Annotated in this window: 14 protein-coding genes; 5 read left to right on the plus strand and 9 right to left on the minus strand. The window is 65.3% G+C overall.

Translation table 11 applies throughout. From position 1 onward, the window contains the following. The 3 genes from I5M_RS26505 to I5M_RS26515 all read right to left on the minus strand — a co-directional run. The coding region (locus I5M_RS26505) for a TonB-dependent receptor domain-containing protein (protein WP_022724157.1) at nucleotides 1–1,934 on the minus strand (1,934 nt) is incomplete at its 3' end. A gap of 89 nt (nucleotides 1,935–2,023) precedes the next feature. Further along, nucleotides 2,024–2,398 (minus strand): DUF2946 domain-containing protein, encoded by a 375-nt coding sequence (locus I5M_RS26510; protein ID WP_022724158.1) that lies wholly within the window; start codon nucleotides 2,396–2,398, stop codon nucleotides 2,024–2,026. Between the two features lie 158 nt (nucleotides 2,399–2,556). Beyond that, entirely contained in the window at nucleotides 2,557–4,896 is a 2,340-nt protein-coding gene (locus I5M_RS26515) for a TonB-dependent receptor (RefSeq protein ID WP_031337680.1), read from the minus strand. Between the two features lie 378 nt (nucleotides 4,897–5,274). On the opposite strand from I5M_RS26515, the gene I5M_RS26520 reads away from it, so the two are divergent. The 3 genes from I5M_RS26520 to I5M_RS26530 are packed head-to-tail and all read left to right on the plus strand — an operon-like array spanning nucleotide 5,275 to nucleotide 8,185. Then, nucleotides 5,275–6,327, plus strand: coding sequence for an ABC transporter substrate-binding protein (locus I5M_RS26520; RefSeq protein ID WP_244432101.1), 1,053 nt, complete (start codon nucleotides 5,275–5,277; stop codon nucleotides 6,325–6,327). Beyond that, a complete protein-coding gene (locus I5M_RS26525; RefSeq protein WP_022724161.1) occupies nucleotides 6,324–7,415 on the plus strand; it encodes an iron ABC transporter permease in 1,092 nt (363 codons plus the stop codon). Before I5M_RS26520 ends, I5M_RS26525 begins: the two co-directional genes overlap by 4 nt. Next, nucleotides 7,412–8,185 (plus strand): ABC transporter ATP-binding protein, encoded by a 774-nt coding sequence (locus I5M_RS26530; protein WP_022724162.1) that lies wholly within the window; start codon nucleotides 7,412–7,414, stop codon nucleotides 8,183–8,185. Before I5M_RS26525 ends, I5M_RS26530 begins: the two co-directional genes overlap by 4 nt. On the opposite strand, the gene I5M_RS26535 is transcribed toward I5M_RS26530, so the two are convergent. The 4 genes from I5M_RS26535 to I5M_RS26550 form a co-directional block, all read right to left on the minus strand. Next, the gene (locus I5M_RS26535; protein ID WP_022724163.1) at nucleotides 8,180–8,809 is read right to left on the minus strand and encodes a hypothetical protein; all 630 of its coding nucleotides are present in this window, start codon (nucleotides 8,807–8,809) and stop codon (nucleotides 8,180–8,182) included. The two genes, I5M_RS26530 and I5M_RS26535, sit on opposite strands and share 6 nt — an antisense overlap. Next, nucleotides 8,806–9,411 (minus strand): hypothetical protein, encoded by a 606-nt coding sequence (locus I5M_RS26540; protein WP_022724164.1) that lies wholly within the window; start codon nucleotides 9,409–9,411, stop codon nucleotides 8,806–8,808. Before I5M_RS26540 ends, I5M_RS26535 begins: the two co-directional genes overlap by 4 nt. Nucleotides 9,412–9,424: 13 nt before the next feature. Next, complete coding sequence (locus I5M_RS26545) at nucleotides 9,425–9,952, minus strand: hypothetical protein (protein ID WP_022724165.1); 528 nt, start codon at nucleotides 9,950–9,952, stop codon at nucleotides 9,425–9,427. A 222-nt stretch (nucleotides 9,953–10,174) separates the two neighbouring features. Continuing rightward, a complete protein-coding gene (locus I5M_RS26550) occupies nucleotides 10,175–11,794 on the minus strand; it encodes a GMC family oxidoreductase (RefSeq protein ID WP_022724166.1) in 1,620 nt (539 codons plus the stop codon). Between the two features lie 142 nt (nucleotides 11,795–11,936). On the opposite strand from I5M_RS26550, the gene I5M_RS26555 reads away from it, so the two are divergent. Both I5M_RS26555 and I5M_RS26560 read left to right on the plus strand, forming a co-directional pair. Beyond that, nucleotides 11,937–13,112, plus strand: a complete 1,176-nt coding sequence (locus I5M_RS26555; RefSeq protein ID WP_022724167.1) for a M20 aminoacylase family protein — start codon at nucleotides 11,937–11,939, stop codon at nucleotides 13,110–13,112. A gap of 303 nt (nucleotides 13,113–13,415) precedes the next feature. Next, nucleotides 13,416–13,913: a ferritin-like domain-containing protein gene (locus I5M_RS26560; protein WP_022724168.1), complete on the plus strand. Its 498-nt coding sequence runs from the start codon at nucleotides 13,416–13,418 to the stop codon at nucleotides 13,911–13,913. Between the two features lie 249 nt (nucleotides 13,914–14,162). Here the strand turns inward: I5M_RS26560 and I5M_RS26565 are convergent, their stop codons facing one another. Both I5M_RS26565 and I5M_RS26570 read right to left on the minus strand, forming a co-directional pair. Further along, nucleotides 14,163–15,392, minus strand: a complete 1,230-nt coding sequence (locus I5M_RS26565) for an ABC transporter substrate-binding protein (protein WP_022724169.1) — start codon at nucleotides 15,390–15,392, stop codon at nucleotides 14,163–14,165. A 293-nt stretch (nucleotides 15,393–15,685) separates the two neighbouring features. Then, a partial coding sequence (locus I5M_RS26570) for an ABC transporter substrate-binding protein (RefSeq protein ID WP_022724170.1) occupies nucleotides 15,686–16,820 on the minus strand: 1,135 nt, incomplete at its 5' end.

A 16,820-nucleotide genomic window follows, 5' to 3' on the forward strand; every position in this document is an offset into this window, starting at 1 on the left:
CCACTGAGCAGGCCGGTCTGCGAGATCAGCGCGTCGCGGATGTATTCGTTGAAAACCGACAGCCGGATATTGCCGTCGGTGAATTTGCGCTGGATCGCGATCTCTTCGCTGACGCCGTTCTCCGGTTTGAGGTTCGGGTTCGGTGTCGAGTACACGAGACCTGTCTGCACGATCTGATACAGTTCGCTGACGGTCGGGAAGCGATAGGCTTGGCCGACCGAGCCGGTCACCTCCCACTGTGCCGACGGCATCCAGGACAGCGACGCCTTTGGCGAAAACCGCGTGGCGTCGATCTCCGGCTGGTTGGTGATCGTCGTGCTGGTGATGGCGCCGCTCGATGTCTGCACCGTGCCGAGGTTGACGCCGTCGGTCGCGCTCCAGTGTTCGAAGCGGCCGCCGACGGTGAGTTTCCAGTCGGGCACGAACTTCCACGCGTCCTGCAGCCACAGCGCCTGCGTCTGCGTCGCGCCGCGGCCGTTCGAATACAGCGTCGATGTCGAGTCGCTGCCTCCGGCCCAGGTCGGGGTCGCGTAGGTCGGGTTGTTCAGATAGTAGCGGTCGGCGTGAACGCCGAAGCTGATCTCGTTGAAGTCGTCGGGCCGCCAGATCCCCTTCGCGTCGCCGTTGGTCCAGTTGGTGCCGTCGAGCCGGGCGATCTTGCCGTTGGTGGTGAAGCTGGTGCCGCTGCCGACACCGTAAGGCGAACGCTGGATATCCTGCAGGAAATCGTAGCGCGACACCGACAGGTCGAAGTCGTAGGTGCCCTTGGTGTCCGATTTCACCGACAGCGAGTTGGCGAGATGCTTTTCGTGCAACGTGTAGTTATTGCTGGCGAAGCCCGCGACCCCGCCGAACGTCGGCACGCCGGTCGCCGTCCGCAGATAGGTCTGCACGTCGGAATTGGCGTCGTTAGACCAATACGCCGTCGTCAGCGTGGCCTTGACCAGCGGCGTGACGTCCCATGCCAGCTTGCCCTTCAGATTGGCCATCTCGGTGTGCAGCAGCCCGCCGGCGCCGACGACATTGGCGACCGCGCCGAGTTTGTTGAGCGCCGGAATCGTGCCGGTGGTGCCCGCCGGCGTCGATGACGTCGTCACCCAGGTCAGTGGCTGGCTGTAGCTGTCCTGGAAGTTGCCGCTGATCAGATAGGAGAAGTTGCCGACCTTGTCGCCGAGCGAGAGGCTGCTCTGGCTGGTCGGATAGGTGTTCGTGGTGCCATAGCGGCTGAAGGTCTGAAACGCTTCGGTCTGTTTGCCGGTGACTTCCAGCTTCTCCGGCATCCGCGTGGTGATCTGCAGCACGCCGCCGAGCGAGTTGCCGGGATAGGCCGCGGAGAACGGACCGTACAGGAAATCGACACGTTCGATCTCCTCCGGCGCCACCAGCCCCCAACGCGGCGCACCGATGGTGTTGTTGTTGGCGATCAGCGCGCTGAGCAGGATGTCGTCGGCATAGACCAGGCTGCGGGCGCTGGCGCCGACGCCGGCGGTCCGCGTCGCCAGCACTGGTTGCGTATCGCCGGCGTTGCGCTTGCGCACGAACAGGCTCGGCATGTACTTCACCGCATCTTCGGTGTCGACGATATTGATCTTCTGCTGGATCTCGGCAGCCGTGATGCTCGCCGAGGTTTGCGGTAGTTGATACTTGTCCTTGATCGGCGGATTACCGAGCGAGCCGGCGGCCAGGCTGGTGCCGCTCTGCTGCGCTGGCGGAGCGGCCGGCACGGGTTTTTCGGCGACGCGGCGGCGGTGGGTGGCCGTTCGGGCGGCCTTGGACCCGTCAGGCTTCGCCGCCCGGTGCGGTCCCGGTGCCTCGACCGTCACCGGCGGCAGCGGCTGGTTCGCGGTCTGAGCGCTCGCTTGCGACGTCATTCCGAGCAGGCCGCCGCACAGCACAGCCGTGCCGACGCTGCCCAAGGCGCATCGTTTGATCATGGGTGAATTCCGCAGCCGCCATCATCGGCCGGCCGACCAAATGCCTGAAGAACGCCGGGGGAGAACCGGCGCGTGCTGATCGTTTCAGGTCAGGAAAGGGTCGGGGGCGCGCGGGGCTGCGTATTGGAGCCGACGCGGATATCGGCTGTGGGCTCGGCGACGCGCAGCCAGGTGACGAGCTGATACTTGCGCTGAACCGCGACGAAAAACGGCGACGGTGGGGTAGCGGCAAGCACGCCGTCGATCAGCACGGCGCAGATCGCGCAGCAGTCGTCGGTCTGATGCGGCTGTTGGGACGGCTGTTCCTGGCTGCCACCATCGTGCAGCCCGGCGCAGATCGAGGCGTGGGCGAGCGGGTCGCCGACCATAAGCGACGCGAGCCGCGCAGCACTGATCGGCGCGAGTATCAGCGCCATCAACGCCAGCATGGCGAGTGGACTGAACGTCCCCAACCGCCGTCGCATCGACCTCGTCCCCAGCTTTCCTTGAAACCTCGTTAACACTCGCGCCGGGGTCTTGTCGAGTAGCAGGACCGCAATGTCGTGGTCGCAAAAGGCATCGCGACCACGCTAGCTTCTTTGACCAGTCCCGTGACGGATGGTGCGATCGGAGGGGGCTCCGATCAGAACGTGTGCGTGAGGCGGGCGGTGAAGTTGCGGCCGGGCTCGAGGAGGGGATTGTACATCGATTGGGGGTAGGACCGGTTCACATAGGTCGCCGCACTCACATAGCGGGTGTCGAAAATGTTCTGCAGGCTGAGATGCAGTTTGGTGTCGCCGAGCCGCGGCGAGACGAGGACGCCGAGATCGAGCGACGCGTAGAGGCTCGGCACCGCATAGCCTGCGGTCGGATATTCCTGCGAAGGGTCGATGCGTGTCTTCGACGCGCCCCAGTCGACCGCCGCGCTCAGTGCAAAGCCTTGTCCGGGCGGAGCGTATTGTATGCCGCCGCGCCCCTTCCACGGAGCGATGTAGGGCAGCGGCGTGTTGGTATCGGTGTTGCTGGCCTGCAGCCAAGCGACGTTGCCGTTCAGATTGACGGAGGGCGTGATCTGCCAGCGCGCCTCCGCTTCGACACCGTCCACTGTCGCATGGCCGACGTTCTGGCTCTGGGTTACGGAGGCGCCGTTGTAGGTGACGAAGATCGTCTGCAGGAAGTTCGCGTAGTGACTGTCGAACGCCGTGACCTTGAAGGTCGCGGTCGGAAAGTTCAGCTGAAACCCGCCTTCGTAGGTCACGCCGGTTTCCGGCTTCAATTCCGGATTGGGAATCGATGTCGCCGAAAAAGCAAACAACTCCGAATTGGTCGGATAGCGATAAGACGTCCCCATCGAGGCCAGCAAGTCGAGAACCGGCGTCACGTGCACGGTGGCACCGACGCTTCCGGTCGGCGCGGTCGTCGTCACGTCGCTATTGTTGCGCAGCACCGAGAGCGCTCTGGCCGAGCTGACCGGAGACAATTCGGACGTGGTGTTGAACCAATCGAATCGGCCGCCGGCAGACAGGGTCAGCAGCCTGATCGGCGTCCATTCGTGGAGCATGAAGGCGCCCATGTTGGCCTGGGCGCTGTCGGGGCCATTCTTGGCTTCCGGCGTGATCGTCGAACTCGTCGCCGTTTGCCGCATCGACCACGAACTGCTGCCGGGGCGCCATTCCTGGAAGCCGTCGAGCCCGAACGTCGTCTTCACCAGACCCCACTGCGCAGGCTCCCACGGGATCACGCCCTGAGCCCGACCGCCGATCACCAGGGGGCCTCCGACGTGGCTCACCGAGGTCGTCGTGACGCCGCGCGTTGCGGTGTTCACCGTGGCGAGCTTGGTGTCGAAGTAGTTGGCGTAGAACGATCCCTCGACGTGCTGAACCAGCTGATCGGCGAAATCGCCCGAATACGACAACTTCGCCATCTGGACTTGATTGGGTTGCTGCCGAACCTGCATATACGGCCAGCCCGGCGCACCGCCGACGCCGCCGGCGCGGCCGTCCTCTTCCCAATAGTCGCGCAGGGTCAGCTCGAAACGCTGATTGTAGTCGGGAGACCAGCCGAGCCGCAGATTGCCGCCGATGCTTTCGTAGTCGCTGTTGAGGGCCGGTCCGCTCGCGGTCTGGTAGTTGCCGCCCTTGCGATAGCTGACGCCGCCCAGCACGTCGAAGCCGAGGCCGGCCGCCTGTGCCCACTCGTAGGTGCTGAAGCCGTTGTCGACCGAACTGTATCCGGCCGAGAAACCGCCATGTGTGAGCCGCCAGGGACCGAATGGATCGACCGTCGGCCGGCGGGTGACGACGTTGACGAGGCCAGTCATTGCCTCCGACCCATAGACCACCGAGGCCGGTCCGCGCACCACCTCGACACGTTCGATTTCTTCGGGTGCGAAGTAGTTGAGCTGTAGGGTGTTGCGGCCGCGGAAGCGGTCGCCGTCGACATACATCGGCGAGCGCCAGTTATTGGACGAAAAGCCGCGCAGATAAATCTGACCGCCGATCCCGCCGGCGCGGGCGATCGAAACACCGGGTACGCCCTGCAGGATGTCGAGCAGGCTGGTCGGGCTCGTCTGCTCGATCTGCTCGCGCTGCACGACCGTGATGCTTTGTTGCGCGGGGTGCGGAATGCCGGGCTGCTGAAATTTGCCACCCAGCGGCTTGAGGGCCGTGCTGCTCGACTGTCCTGAGGTCGGCGCGACAGCCGGCTGGTTCTGTGCCGATCGTGCCGCAGATGCCGGAGTTCGTCGCGCTCCCCGGCCTCCGTTCTGAGCCTTCGGACGCGCCGGCTTCGATTGCTTTCCCGCTTCCACGCTCACCGGGGGCAGGACGTGGCTGGGGTCACGCGGCGGACTACTCGCGGTCTGTGCCCATGTATCGACACTCGCACCAGTCGCCATCACGCACGCCGTCGCGACGGTCAGCGCAAAGGTCGAGGTCGATGTGCGACGCCTGTTCGTTTCGACCGCGAAAGCTCTCGGCCCCATCAGCTATGTCCCCCAGTTCTCGGTTAGCAAGCTGGGTGATTAGCGTGCCGTATTTGCGTGAGCCACAATCCGCGCGCGAGTTGGAAGTATTACGACTTGGAAGTATTACAGGTAGCGTTACAGTTTCAATCCGTCGTCGATGCACGCGGCCAGGTCGATGGCCGGCGACGATCGGCGCTCCGACGATGCTGATCTCGAACTATTCTACCATCTCGAGCGGCGATCTTCGGTGCCGAATGGACCTTTGGCGTTTGAAGTTGTCGGGCGCCGGCCTATGGAATGTGTGTCCAATTCGTCGTCTCGACGGAGCTCCGACTCTCCGATGTCTTTGAACACATGTCATCGTCTTCGCGTTTGAGAAGACCGTCGATCGTCGCGGTGACCGCGTTCGTCGTTGCCTGCGGCATCTTCGGCCCGGCGACTGCGATCGAGATCGTCGATCAGCGTGGCCGCGTGGTCGATATTCCCGCGCCGGCGCGCCGCGTCGTGTTTCTGCCGATGCCGGCGCCGTCGACCTACATGGCCATCGATCGCTCGACCGAGCATGTCGCCGGCATGAACCCGGCGTCGGCGACGGCGATGCAGTCCGGCATTCTCGGCCGGATCTTCCCCGCGTTCGATCGGATTCCGACGAATATCACGCAGGGCGCCGGCGTCATGCCGAACGTCGAATCCATCATGGCTCTGCATCCGGATGCCGTGCTGCAATGGGCGACGTCGGGTGATGAACCGATCGCAGTCCTCGATCGTGCCGGCTTGTCCGTGCTGGGACTACGCTACGGCGCCCGGGACGAGGTCGAAGGCGCGATCTTGATGATGGGGCGGCTCGCCGGGCAGGAGACGCGTGCCGCGGCGATCGTCGCAAAGCAGCGGCAGCAACGCGCGGCGCTCGCCGGAGCGCTCGCCGACCTTTCCGATAGCGAGCGGCCGCGCGTCCTGCATCTGTCGCGCGCATCGGAGTCGTTCGCCGTCGCGGGGCGCGACACCTATTCGGATTTCGTGATCCGGACCGCGGGCGGACGCAACGTTGCGGCTGAGATCGGCGGCAGCCGCACCGTGACGCTCGAGCAGATGCTGGTGTGGAATCCGGACGTGATCCTGCTCGGCAATTTCGACACAGCGATGCCGTCCGACCTGTACGGCGATCCGCGTCTGCAGAGCATCACGGCCGTGCGGGAGCGGCGAATTTATCGCGTCCCGCTCGGGGGATATCGCTGGGATCCGCCGAGCCATGAATCGGCGCTGACGTGGACTTGGCTTGCGGGGCTGCTGCATCCTGATCGCGTCACCATCGACCTGCGCACCGAGATGCGCGACTGGTACACATTCCTCTACGATCATTCGCTGATCGATAGCGAGATCGACGCCATCCTGTACGCGCGGCAGAACGGCGGATCGGCCGGCTATGCGCGATATGCGGCCGTGCCATGAGTGCGCTCGATGCCGCGGCTGTTCGTCCCGGCCGCCTCGTCGCAGGTCCGATCGCCGTTGCGGCGCTGGTGGCGCTGCCGATCGTGACGGCGCTGCTGTGCCTGTCGGCGGGGCGTTATCAGGTGTCGGTGGCGCACGTGTTCGGCATTTTGTTTCACGAGCTGTTCGGCCGCCTCGGCTTCGCGGCTGGCGACTGGCTGCCGTCCGGCTGGGTGCCGGTGGAGTGGTCTGCAACCGAGCGCATCGTGGTTACCACGGTGCGGCTGCCGCGGGTGCTGATGGCGGGAATCGCGGGGGCGGGGTTGGCGCTGTCGGGCGCCGTGTTGCAGGGCATGTTTCGCAATCCTCTGGTCGGCCCGCAGACGATCGGCGCGGCATCCGGCGCTTCGCTCGGCGGCGTCGTCGCCATCCTGCTGTTCGGCTTCGGTCTGCCGGTTCACGTCGGTGCCTTCGCGGGCGCCGCGCTCGCGCTCGCCGCGGTGGTTCTCATGCATCGCGGCGACGGCGTCTCGCCGGTGCTGACGCTGGTGCTCGCCGGCGTCGTGGTCGGCGCGTTCTGCGGCGCGCTCGTCGGCTTTGTCACCTTCATCGCCGATCCGGAGGTGAAGCTGCCCGGCATCGTGTTCTGGCTGCTCGGCAGCTTCGCGGCGGCGAGTTGGCCGAATGTGGTGCTGCTGACGCTGTGTAGCCTCCTCGGCGGCGGCGTGATGCTGGCGATGCGCTGGCGCGTCAACGTGCTGTCGCTCGGCGACGAAGAGGCGATGTCGCTCGGCGTCGATCCGCGCCGCGACCGGCTCATCCTGCTTGCCGCCGCCTGTCTGGCGATCTCGGCTCAGGTGGCGGTTTCCGGCACGATCGGGTGGGTCGGCCTGGTGATTCCCAATCTCGTCCGCATGGTGGTCGGCGCCGATCATCGCCGGCTACTTCCGGTGTCGACCGTCACCGGCGCGGCCTTCCTGATGGCGGCAGACACGCTGGCGCGAGATCTGTCGGCCGCCGAGATCCCGGTCGGCATCGTCACCGCGATCATCGGCACGCCAGTGTTCGCCTGGTTGCTGCGCCGGCATGCGCGAGGGCAGGGAGCATGATCAGAGTCGACGGCGCCGGGCATTGGTTCCGGCAAGAGCAGTGGCTGTTTCGCGATCTCTCGTTCGCGGTCGCGGAGGGTGAGGCGACGGCGATTCTCGGGCCGAACGGCTGTGGCAAGACGACATTGCTACGCGCACTCGCGGCGACGCTGACCTTGAAGCAGGGGCGGATTCATGTCGACGGCATCGTCGGCGTCGTGCCGCAAGCGCTGCGCGGCGATGTCGGTTATCGGGTGATCGACATGGTGTTGCTCGGTCGCAGCCGCTATCTCGGCCGCTTCGGTGCACCTGGCGGGCGTGATGTCGCTCGCGCCGAGCAAAGCCTTGCCGCGGTCGGCATCTCGGATCTCGCCGATCGTCGTTACGATCGGCTGAGTGGTGGTCAGCGCCAGCTCGTGCTGTTCGCCCGCGCGCTCGCCGGCGATTGCCGCGTCTTACTACTCGACGAGCCGGCCTCGGCGCTCGACCTCGCCAATCAGGGTGTGGTGCTGCGACTGATCCGGCGACTGGTCCGCGACAAGGGCATGACGGTGGTGTTCACCACCCATCATCCGGATCACGCGCTCGCTGTCGCCGACAAGGTCCTGATGATGACTGGCGAGCCCGTGTTCGGGCCCGCCGCGACGACGCTCGACGACGCCAATCTGTCGCGGCTCTACGGCGTGCCCGTGCGCCGTGTCGCTGTTATTGCAGACGGCGAACGCATCGAGACGACCGTGCCGGTGCATCGGCTCACCGACGCAGGAGCGTCGGCGCCGACGTCACTATGATCGCGCGGCGTGCTGCGCCCAGCGCAGCAGGCCGTCCAGGAACCGTGTCGCCGCGGGCATGAACCGGCTGCCGTGGTGATAGAACGGGTCGAGCATCGACACGACCAGCCGTCCCGGCGTCGTGACGCGGTCGTCGTATAGCAGCACGCCGGCTGGATCGCGGCCGTTTCTATCCTCCGGCACGGCGACCAACGGCTGCGCGCCGGCAGGCGGAAACAGCACGCCGTGAATGTGCCAGATCGTCGACTCCGGCGCGATGTAGCCGAACATTTCGTGCTCGGGCGCAACGAACTGGTGCGGTGGCTTCTGCGTGGGGTCCAGCCACCACCAGAAGTTCGTCGGGCGCCCGGCGGTTCGCACACCTGGCGCCCAGGTCTCGGCTTCACATTCGCCGAGCACCACCAGCGTGCGGCCGCGGCCGAGATAATCGGTCAGCAGCGGCTGGTGCTGGCGTAGCAGAGCGGGATTCGTGCGATCCGGCACGATCAGCAGCGTCGGCTCGGCGAGATCGGCCGAAGTCAGTGCCGGCGTATAGATCACGCGATCGAACCGGTCACGGAAGCGCTCCCCGAAGATCGCCTCGTGGTGATAATAGGTGCCGCTATCGAGAACTGCGACGGTCATGCGCGCGCCTCCACCAGCCAGGATACGAGTTGCGGCAGCAATCGCCGCGTCGAGTCGTCGCCGCCGAAGCTCCACATGTCATTGCCGCCGTGCATCAGCACTTCGCCGCGGCCGTGCCGATAGATGAAGTCGAGCGGGAGGCGGGACGGCCCCAGCGTGTGAATCACGTTCGCGTCCTCAGGCGGGACATGCCAGACGTGGCCGTAAAAGCCGGCGACGCCGCGGCGGAAGATGAGGTCGTCGAGCTCGACGCCCTCCCAGATCGGGTGTGGTTTGACGCGTGATATCGTCAGGTCCGCAATCCCGCCGCCGTCCAGTGGCCGCACCGGACTGAGCCCGGTGAGAAACGGGTGCGCGATGTGGCCGCTGATCGCGATGCGGCCGCCGCCGGCGACGTAATCATCGAGCAGAGCCGTATGGGCCTGCAGGAAGCGCTGATCCATGTGCATGCCGATCAGCAGCGCGTCTGCACTGCCGAGCAGTGCAGCGTCGAGCGCATAGAGATCGACATCGCGGACGGTGCAGGAGAGACCGGCCAGCCGTTCGGCCCAGCCGGCGGACGAGATGTTGTGGCCGCACGAGAAGCGGACGATCGTCGCCATGGCGTGCTCCGACTTACAGCCGGTCGAACAGGGTGTCCGGCGCAGCGGCGAGGACGTCCTGCGCGATACGGCGCTTCAGGGTCGATAGTTCTGCAGAGTCGACCGAGCTCCGCGCGCTGCCGGCGGCGATCAGTTCGAAGAACCGCTCGGGCACCACGCCTCGGCGCAGTGCCGCGCCGACGGTGCGGTCACCCGCCGAGACCCGCCAGCTGTAGGACATGTCGACGCCCGGACACAGCCGCGCCTCGGCCAGCGAGCGGTCCACGGTGTAGACGCCGCGCGTCGCCGCACGGGTGACGAACTCGAAGGCATCGCGCACACCGGGCCCCGGATGGCCGCTGATGACCACAAGGTCGGCGCGGCGCGGTGGTCGCTCCGGCGACAGCGCCGGCAGCATCAGGCGCAGCGCCTGAAACGTCACCGCCAGCATCGCCAGGGCGGCTTGGCCGTGATACGCGGCGACCGCGTCATAGCTGATGTGGATGAGGTCTTCTTCGCCTTCGACGGCGATCGTCGGGAGAGGTGCAGCGGTCACTGTCATGTAGCTCGAATGAAGTTGGGCGATCGAAGCGACGAGGCTTCGTCGCTGAACGTCGAGCGGCGTAACAGCAATGCCGGGGTGCAACAATTTCAAGTGCTCGCGCACGGCGTGCAGCGAGCTCTGAATATCAGCGTAACCTCATAGTCCCACGCGCTTCTTCGGCGAGTTTAGAATATGCGGAAGGTCGCGGTGGCGCGGCCGGCCGGTGGTCCGCGCGTGGTACTACTTTCCATCCGCCACGATCATCTCCGCGCCCTTTTCCGCGATCATCGCGGTCGGCGTGTTGGTATTGCCCGAGGTGATGGTCGGCATCACCGAGGCGTCGACGACTCGCAGCCGCTCGATGCCGTAGACGCGCAGACGTTCGTCGACCACCGCCGTCGGGTCGCTGGGCAGGCCCATTTTGGCGGTGCCGACGGGATGGAAGATCGTGGTGCCGATGTCGCCGGCGGCCTTGGCCAGCGACGCGTCGTCGTCGCCGACCGACGGGCCGGGCAGATACTCCTCGGGCTGATACTTCGCCAGCGCCTGCTGCTTCATCAGCCAGCGTGTGGTGCGGATGGCGTCGGCGGCCACCAGGCGGTCCTCGTCGGTCGTCAGATAATGCGGCGCGATCGAGGGGGCGGCGTCGAGCGCGGTCGATTTCAGCTTGATCTCGCCGCGTGAGGTCGGGCGCAGATTGCAGGCCGCCACCGTGATCGCGGAGAAGCGGTGCAGCGGATCGCCGAACTTGTCGAGCGACAGCGGCTGGACGTGAAACTGGATGTTGGCGCGCTCCTGGCGCGGATCGGAGCGGGTGAAGATGCCGAGCTGCGACGGCGCCATGGTCAGCGGCCCGCGCCGGCGGAACGCGTAGTCGATTCCCATCCACGCACGCCGCGGCAGCGAGTGATAGATGTCGTTGAGCGTCTGTCCGCCCGACACCTTGTAGATCGCGCGCTGCTGCAGATGGTCCTGCAAATTACGACCAACACCGGCGCGGTCGGCGACCATATCGATGCCGAGCGGCGCCAGCCAGTCGGCCGGGCCGATGCCCGAGCGCTGCAGCACCTGCACCGAGCCGATCGAGCCCGAACACAAAATCACTTCGCCGCGCGCCCGCGCCTCGGTGACGACACCGTTCTGCCGGAAGCGGACGCCGACGGCGCGGCCGTTTTCTACGATCAGCCGGTCGGCGACCACGTGGGTCTCGACCCGCAGATTGGGCCGGTGCAGCGCCGGCTTGAGGAAGCCGCGCGCCGACGACCAGCGCCGGCCACGCTTCTGGTTGACATGGAAATAGCCGACGCCCTCGTTGTCGCCGGTGTTGAAATCGGCGCTGCGCGGAATGCCCATTTCGCAGGCGGCGTCCGCCACCGCGTCGAGGATCGGCCACGACAGCCGCGCCGCCTCGATGCGCCAGCCGCCGCCGGTGCCGTGATGTTCGCCGTCGCCGAGGAAGTGATCTTCCAGCCGCCGGAAGACCTTCCGGACATCGTCCCAGCCCCAGCCATTGAGGCCGAGCTGGCGCCAGTGATCGTAATCGGCAGCCTGGCCGCGCATCGAGATCATCGCGTTGATGGCAGACGAGCCGCCCAGCACCTTGCCGCGCGGATAGGCCAGCGAGCGGCCGTTGAGGCCGGGCTCCGGATCGGTCTTGAACATCCAGTCCGAGCGCGGATTGCCGATCGCGAACAGATAGCCGACCGGGATGTGAAACCAGATCCAGTTGTCCTTGCCGCCGGCCTCGAGCAGCAGCACGCGGTGCTTGGGATTTGCCGACAGCCGGTTGGCGACGATGCAGCCGGCAGTGCCGGCACCCACCACGATATAGTCGAACTCGCCCTCGATCTGCGCCGTCATCGTTCCCGCCTGGTCCGTTTCGTGCTTGTTCGCGTGATTGCGCCGAGGCTTAGCGCCGCCGCGGCGCGCTGTACAGTTGCCCGGCGGCGGCCGGGCCGGTAGCCTGCCTTACCCGCGTACGCAAAGCTGTTCGAGGAATCCAATGCCCGTGCTCAATCGTGTCGCCGACCTGCAGCCCGAAATCATGGCATGGCGCCACGACATCCATCGGTTCCCGGAGCTGCAATACGACGTCGAGCGCACCGCCGAGTTCGTCGCCGCGCGCTTGCGCGAATTCGGCTGCGACGAGGTGGTGACCGGGATCGGTCGCACCGGCGTCGTCGGCGTCATCCGCGGCGCCAAGCCGGTCGGAAACGGCGATCTCAAGGTGGTCGGCCTGCGCGCCGACATGGACGCGCTGCCGATCGAGGAAGAAACCGGGCTGCCTTATGCTTCGACCGTACCCGGCAAGATGCACGCCTGCGGCCATGACGGCCACACCGCCATGCTGCTCGGCGCCGCCCGCTATCTGGCCGAAACCCGCAATTTCGCCGGCACCGCCGTGGTGATCTTCCAGCCGGCCGAGGAGGGCGGGGCGGGCGCAGCCGCCATGCTCGACGACGGCCTGGTCGAGCGCTTCGGCATCGAGCAGTTCTACGGCATGCACAACGGTCCCGGCATTCCGGTCGGCGCCTTCGCGATCAGCGAAGGGCCGATCATGGCGGCGACGGATTCGATCGACATCCGCATCGAAGGCCTCGGCGGCCACGCTGCGCGGCCGCATATGTGCATCGACTCGGTGCTGGTCGGCACCCAGCTGATCAACGCGCTGCAGACGATCGTGTCGCGCAATGTCGATCCGCTGGAAGCCGCGGTGATCTCGATCTGCGAATTTCACGCCGGCAACGCCCGCAACGTCATTCCGCACACCGCCGAACTGAAGGGCACGGTGCGGACGCTGACGTCCGAAGTGCGCGATCTTCTGGAGAAGCGCATCCGTGACGTCGTCGCCGGCGTGGCGCAGGTCACCGGGGCCAAGATCGAACTGACCTACGAGCGCGGCTATCCGGTGCTGGTCAATCACGCGCCGCAGAGCGACGTGGCGCGGCGGGTCGCACGTGACGTCGCCGGCGACAGCAACGTCGTGGCGATGCCGCCGATGATGGGCGCCGAAGACTTCGCCTACATGCTGGAGAAGCGCCCCGGCGCCTTCATCTTCCTCGGCAACGGCGACAGCGCCGGGCTCCATCACCCGGCCTACAATTTCAACGACGACGCCATCGTGTTCGGCACGTCGTATTGGATCAAGCTGATCGAAAGCCAGCTCGCGGCGTCTTAGCTCGCCGCCAGCTGGACGTCATCCTGAGGCGCGAGCGCAGCGAGCCTCGAAGGATGATTGCAAGCGGCGTGCAGACGCCAAGCGCGCAGCCCATCCTTCGAGGCCGTCGCTGCCGCGACGGCACCTCAGGATGACGGTTAGCAAGTTGCAACGAGCGGCAATCCTCGCACATAACCGCATTGTCGCTCGGATCAATTGATGAAGGCGCGGCATTGCGCGCGGCTCGCGGTCGAACTCGGAACAATCGCCTCAGGGTTGCGTTGGGCGGACACGATCCACCCACTCATCTCACGGAGACGACTGATGGCCGCCAAGGGCAAGGACCTCAACGACCTCTTCCTCGACACGCTCAAGGACATTTACTACGCCGAGAAGCAGATCATGAAGGCGCTGCCGAAGATGGCCAAGGCGGCCAACTCCCCCAAGCTGCGCGCCGCGTTCGAGAAGCACCTTGCCGAGACCGAAGGTCAGGTCGAGCGGCTGGAGCAGGTGTTCGAGCTGCTCGACAAGCCCGCCCGCGGCAAGACCTGCGACGCCATCATGGGCATTCTCGACGAGGGCAAGGAGATCATGGACGAGTACAAGGGCACCGAAGCGCTCGACGCCGGCCTGCTCGCCGCCGCCCAGGCGGTCGAACACTACGAGATCTCGCGCTACGGCACACTGAAGACCTGGGCCGGCATGCTCGGCATGAAGGATGCCGTCAAGCTGATCGACCAGACGCTGCAGCAGGAAAAGAACACCGACGTATCGCTGACGAAGCTGGCGGAGACCGAGGTCAACTATGAAGCGGCGGCGTAATAGCTCGCTGACTTAGCACGCCCACGCCGTCATGCCCGGCCTCGTGCCGGGCATCCACTAATGGACCGAAGAGAAAACGGCTGCTTCAACCACCGCCGTCATCCTGAGGCGCCTACTGGGCCGCGCGAAGCGCGACCCAGTAGGCCTCGAAGGATGAGCGACAGGTGCCTTTGGCCGCATCCTTCGAGGCGCGCTACGCGCGCACCTCAGGATGACGACGCAGCCCCAGAGGGCGCTCGCTTCGCCGGTTCAGCCCCCCACATCCGCGCTGATGACGTCGCCGAACAGCTCCCACTTCTCGCCCTTGAAGCGCTGCAGCTGCAACTGGCTGATCGGAGCGAAGTCGGTGGGCGAGGTGTTGATCTTGATGCCCGGCAGCAGCACTTCAGTGCGGAAGTCCTTCAGGCTGGCGGCCTGCTTCATGACGTTCTCGCGGGTGAGATTGTCTCCGCACTTCTTCAGCACTTCGACCAGCGTCTGCGCCACGCCGTAGCCGACCACGGTGCCGCCGTCGAGCTTGTTGCCCTCCGGGAACTCCTTGTCCATGAAGGCGACGAAGTCCTTCATGCCGGGGTCGTTCTTCCACTGCTCGTCGGAGACGTCCTTCAGATAAGCCGCCGAGATGATACCCTGGGCATTGTCGTAGCCGGCCGGCTTGATCACACTGCCGACCGAGGCCGACACGTTGTTGAGGAAGTGCGTCGGCTTCCAGTCGATTTCGGCGAGCTTCTTGATCGCCTGGGCGGCGAATTTCGGCGTGGTGATGTTGATGAAGACGTCGGCGCCGGTCGCCTTCAGCTTCACGATGTGGTTGTCGATGGTCGGCTCGGAGACCTCATAGCTCTCCTTCATTACGATCATCGAGGCGTGGTTGGGACCGAGGCCGTCCTCGAAGCCCTTCAGATAGTCCTTGCCGTAGTCGTCGTTCTGATACAGCACGGCGATCTTGGCGTTCGGCATGTTCTTGAGGATGTACTTCGCGTAGATCTGGGTCTCGCTCTGGTAATTCGGCTGCCAGCCCATCGTCCATGGATAGTTCTTCGGATCGTTCCACTTGCTGGCGCCGGTGGCGACGAACAGCTGAGGCACCTTCTTGGTGTTCATGTATTTGTGGATCGCCGAGTTCGGTGGCGTGCCGAGCGAGTTGAAGATCAGCAGCACCTCGTCGCTCTCGACCAGCTTGCGGGCCTGTTCCACGGTCTTCGGCGGCGAATAGGAGTCGTCGTAGGAGATGAAGTTGATCTTGCGCCCGTTGATGCCGCCCTTGTCGTTGATCATCTTGAAGTACGCCGCCTCGGTGCGGCCGATCACGCCGTAAGCGGAGGCCGGGCCCGAATAGGGCATGATGTTGCCGATCTTGATTTCGGTGTCGCTGACGCCGGGGTCGTACTTCTTCTGTGCGTAGGCCGCCGAAGAGGCGGTGACGCCAACGGCGATCGCGGCCGCGAGCGCGACCACGTGCGAACGAAGTTTGGGCATGTGTTGCTCCCTGTTCTTGTGCTGATTGCTTTTGGTGATTGCCGGAGCTCTTGGCGGCTCCTGATCCGCATTCAACACCCGCGGCGCTCCATCAGCAAGCCGAAGTCGGCGGCGCCTCGTCGCAGCCCGAGAGTCGCGGTGCACTGCAGCGAACTAATCAGCATTGAGGGAAGAGTGACTGGTTTGTTTTGCGGTGCAGCGAGCCGCGCGCAACGCCGGTCGCCTGTCGAATGAAAAAGCCCCCGGCGGATGACCGCCGAGGGCTTCGTCTTTCCGGCGCGGAAAGGTTCAGCTCATTCCGCCGCGACGTCGCCCGAGATGACGTCGCCGAACAGCTCCCACTTGCCGCCCTTGAACCGCATCATCTGCAGCTGGCTGATCGGGGCGAAATCGGTGGGCGAGGTGTTGATCTTGACGCCCGGCAGCAGCGTGTCCGGCGTGAAGTCCTTCAGGCTCGCCGCCTGCTTCATCACGTTGGCGCGGGTCAGGTCGTCGCCGCACTTCTTCAGCACCTCGACCAGCGTCGCCGCGGCCCCGTAGCCGTAGACCAGATTGCTGTCGGCCTTGTTGGCGTCCGGCATGTACTTGTCGACGAACGCGGCCCACTTCTTCATGCCGGGATCGTCTTTCCACTGCGGATCGGTGGCGTCCTTGCCGTAGTTGGCCGACAGCACGCCTTCGCCGTTCTCGACGCCGGCCGGCTGCATCACGCTGCCGATTGAGGACGACACGTTGGTGATGATCTGCAGCGGCTTCCAGCCGAGCTCGGCGGTCTTCTTGATGGTCTGGGCGCCGAATTTCGGCGTCGTGTAGATCAGCAGGACGTCCGGATCGAGCGATTTCAGCTTGACGATGTGGCTGTCGATGGTCGGCTCGGAGATCTCGTAGCTCTCCTCGGCGATGATCATCGACGACGCCTTGGCGCCGAGGCCGTCCTTGGTGCCCTTCAGGTAGTCCTTACCGAAATCGTCGTTCTGGTAGAGGATCGCGATCTTGGCGTTCGGCTTTTCCTTGAGCAGATACTTGGCGTAGATCTGCGCCTCGCTCTGATACGAGGGCTGCCAGCCCATCGTCCACGGGAAGTGCTTCGGATCGTTCCACTTGGTGGCGCCGGTGGCGACGAACAGCTGCGGGACCTTCTTGGCGTTGAGATACTTCTGGATCGCCGTGTTGGAGGGCGTGCCGAGCGGGTTGAACACCGCCAGCACTTCGTCGCTCTCGACCAGCTTGCGCGCCTGCTCGACGGCCTTCGGCGGCGAATAGGCATCGTCGTAGCTGATGAATTCGATCTTGCGGCCGTTGATTCCGCCCTGGTCGTTGATCATCTGGAAATAGGCCTGCTCGGTCTTGGCGATGAGGCCGTAGGCCGAGCCCGGGCCCGAGTAAGGCATGATGTTGCCGATCTTGATCGTGGTGGCGTTGGCCCCC

Source organism: Rhodopseudomonas sp. B29 (assembly GCF_000333455.1).
In the GTDB taxonomy this organism is placed as follows: Bacteria; Pseudomonadota; Alphaproteobacteria; order Rhizobiales; family Xanthobacteraceae; genus Rhodopseudomonas.

Coding starts and splice junctions, on each gene's coding strand:
- I5M_RS26565 (WP_022724169.1), bottom strand. CDS start 15,392: ATGCCCAAACTTCGTTCGCACGTGGTCGCGCTCGCGGCCGCGATCGCC.
- I5M_RS26555 (WP_022724167.1), top strand. CDS start 11,937: ATGCCCGTGCTCAATCGTGTCGCCGACCTGCAGCCCGAAATCATGGCA.
- I5M_RS26515 (WP_031337680.1), bottom strand. CDS start 4,896: ATGGGGCCGAGAGCTTTCGCGGTCGAAACGAACAGGCGTCGCACATCG.
- I5M_RS26510 (WP_022724158.1), bottom strand. CDS start 2,398: ATGCGACGGCGGTTGGGGACGTTCAGTCCACTCGCCATGCTGGCGTTG.
- I5M_RS26535 (WP_022724163.1), bottom strand. CDS start 8,809: ATGACCGTCGCAGTTCTCGATAGCGGCACCTATTATCACCACGAGGCG.
- I5M_RS26530 (WP_022724162.1), top strand. CDS start 7,412: ATGATCAGAGTCGACGGCGCCGGGCATTGGTTCCGGCAAGAGCAGTGG.
- I5M_RS26545 (WP_022724165.1), bottom strand. CDS start 9,952: ATGACAGTGACCGCTGCACCTCTCCCGACGATCGCCGTCGAAGGCGAA.
- I5M_RS26525 (WP_022724161.1), top strand. CDS start 6,324: ATGAGTGCGCTCGATGCCGCGGCTGTTCGTCCCGGCCGCCTCGTCGCA.
- I5M_RS26540 (WP_022724164.1), bottom strand. CDS start 9,411: ATGGCGACGATCGTCCGCTTCTCGTGCGGCCACAACATCTCGTCCGCC.
- I5M_RS26560 (WP_022724168.1), top strand. CDS start 13,416: ATGGCCGCCAAGGGCAAGGACCTCAACGACCTCTTCCTCGACACGCTC.
- I5M_RS26550 (WP_022724166.1), bottom strand. CDS start 11,794: ATGACGGCGCAGATCGAGGGCGAGTTCGACTATATCGTGGTGGGTGCC.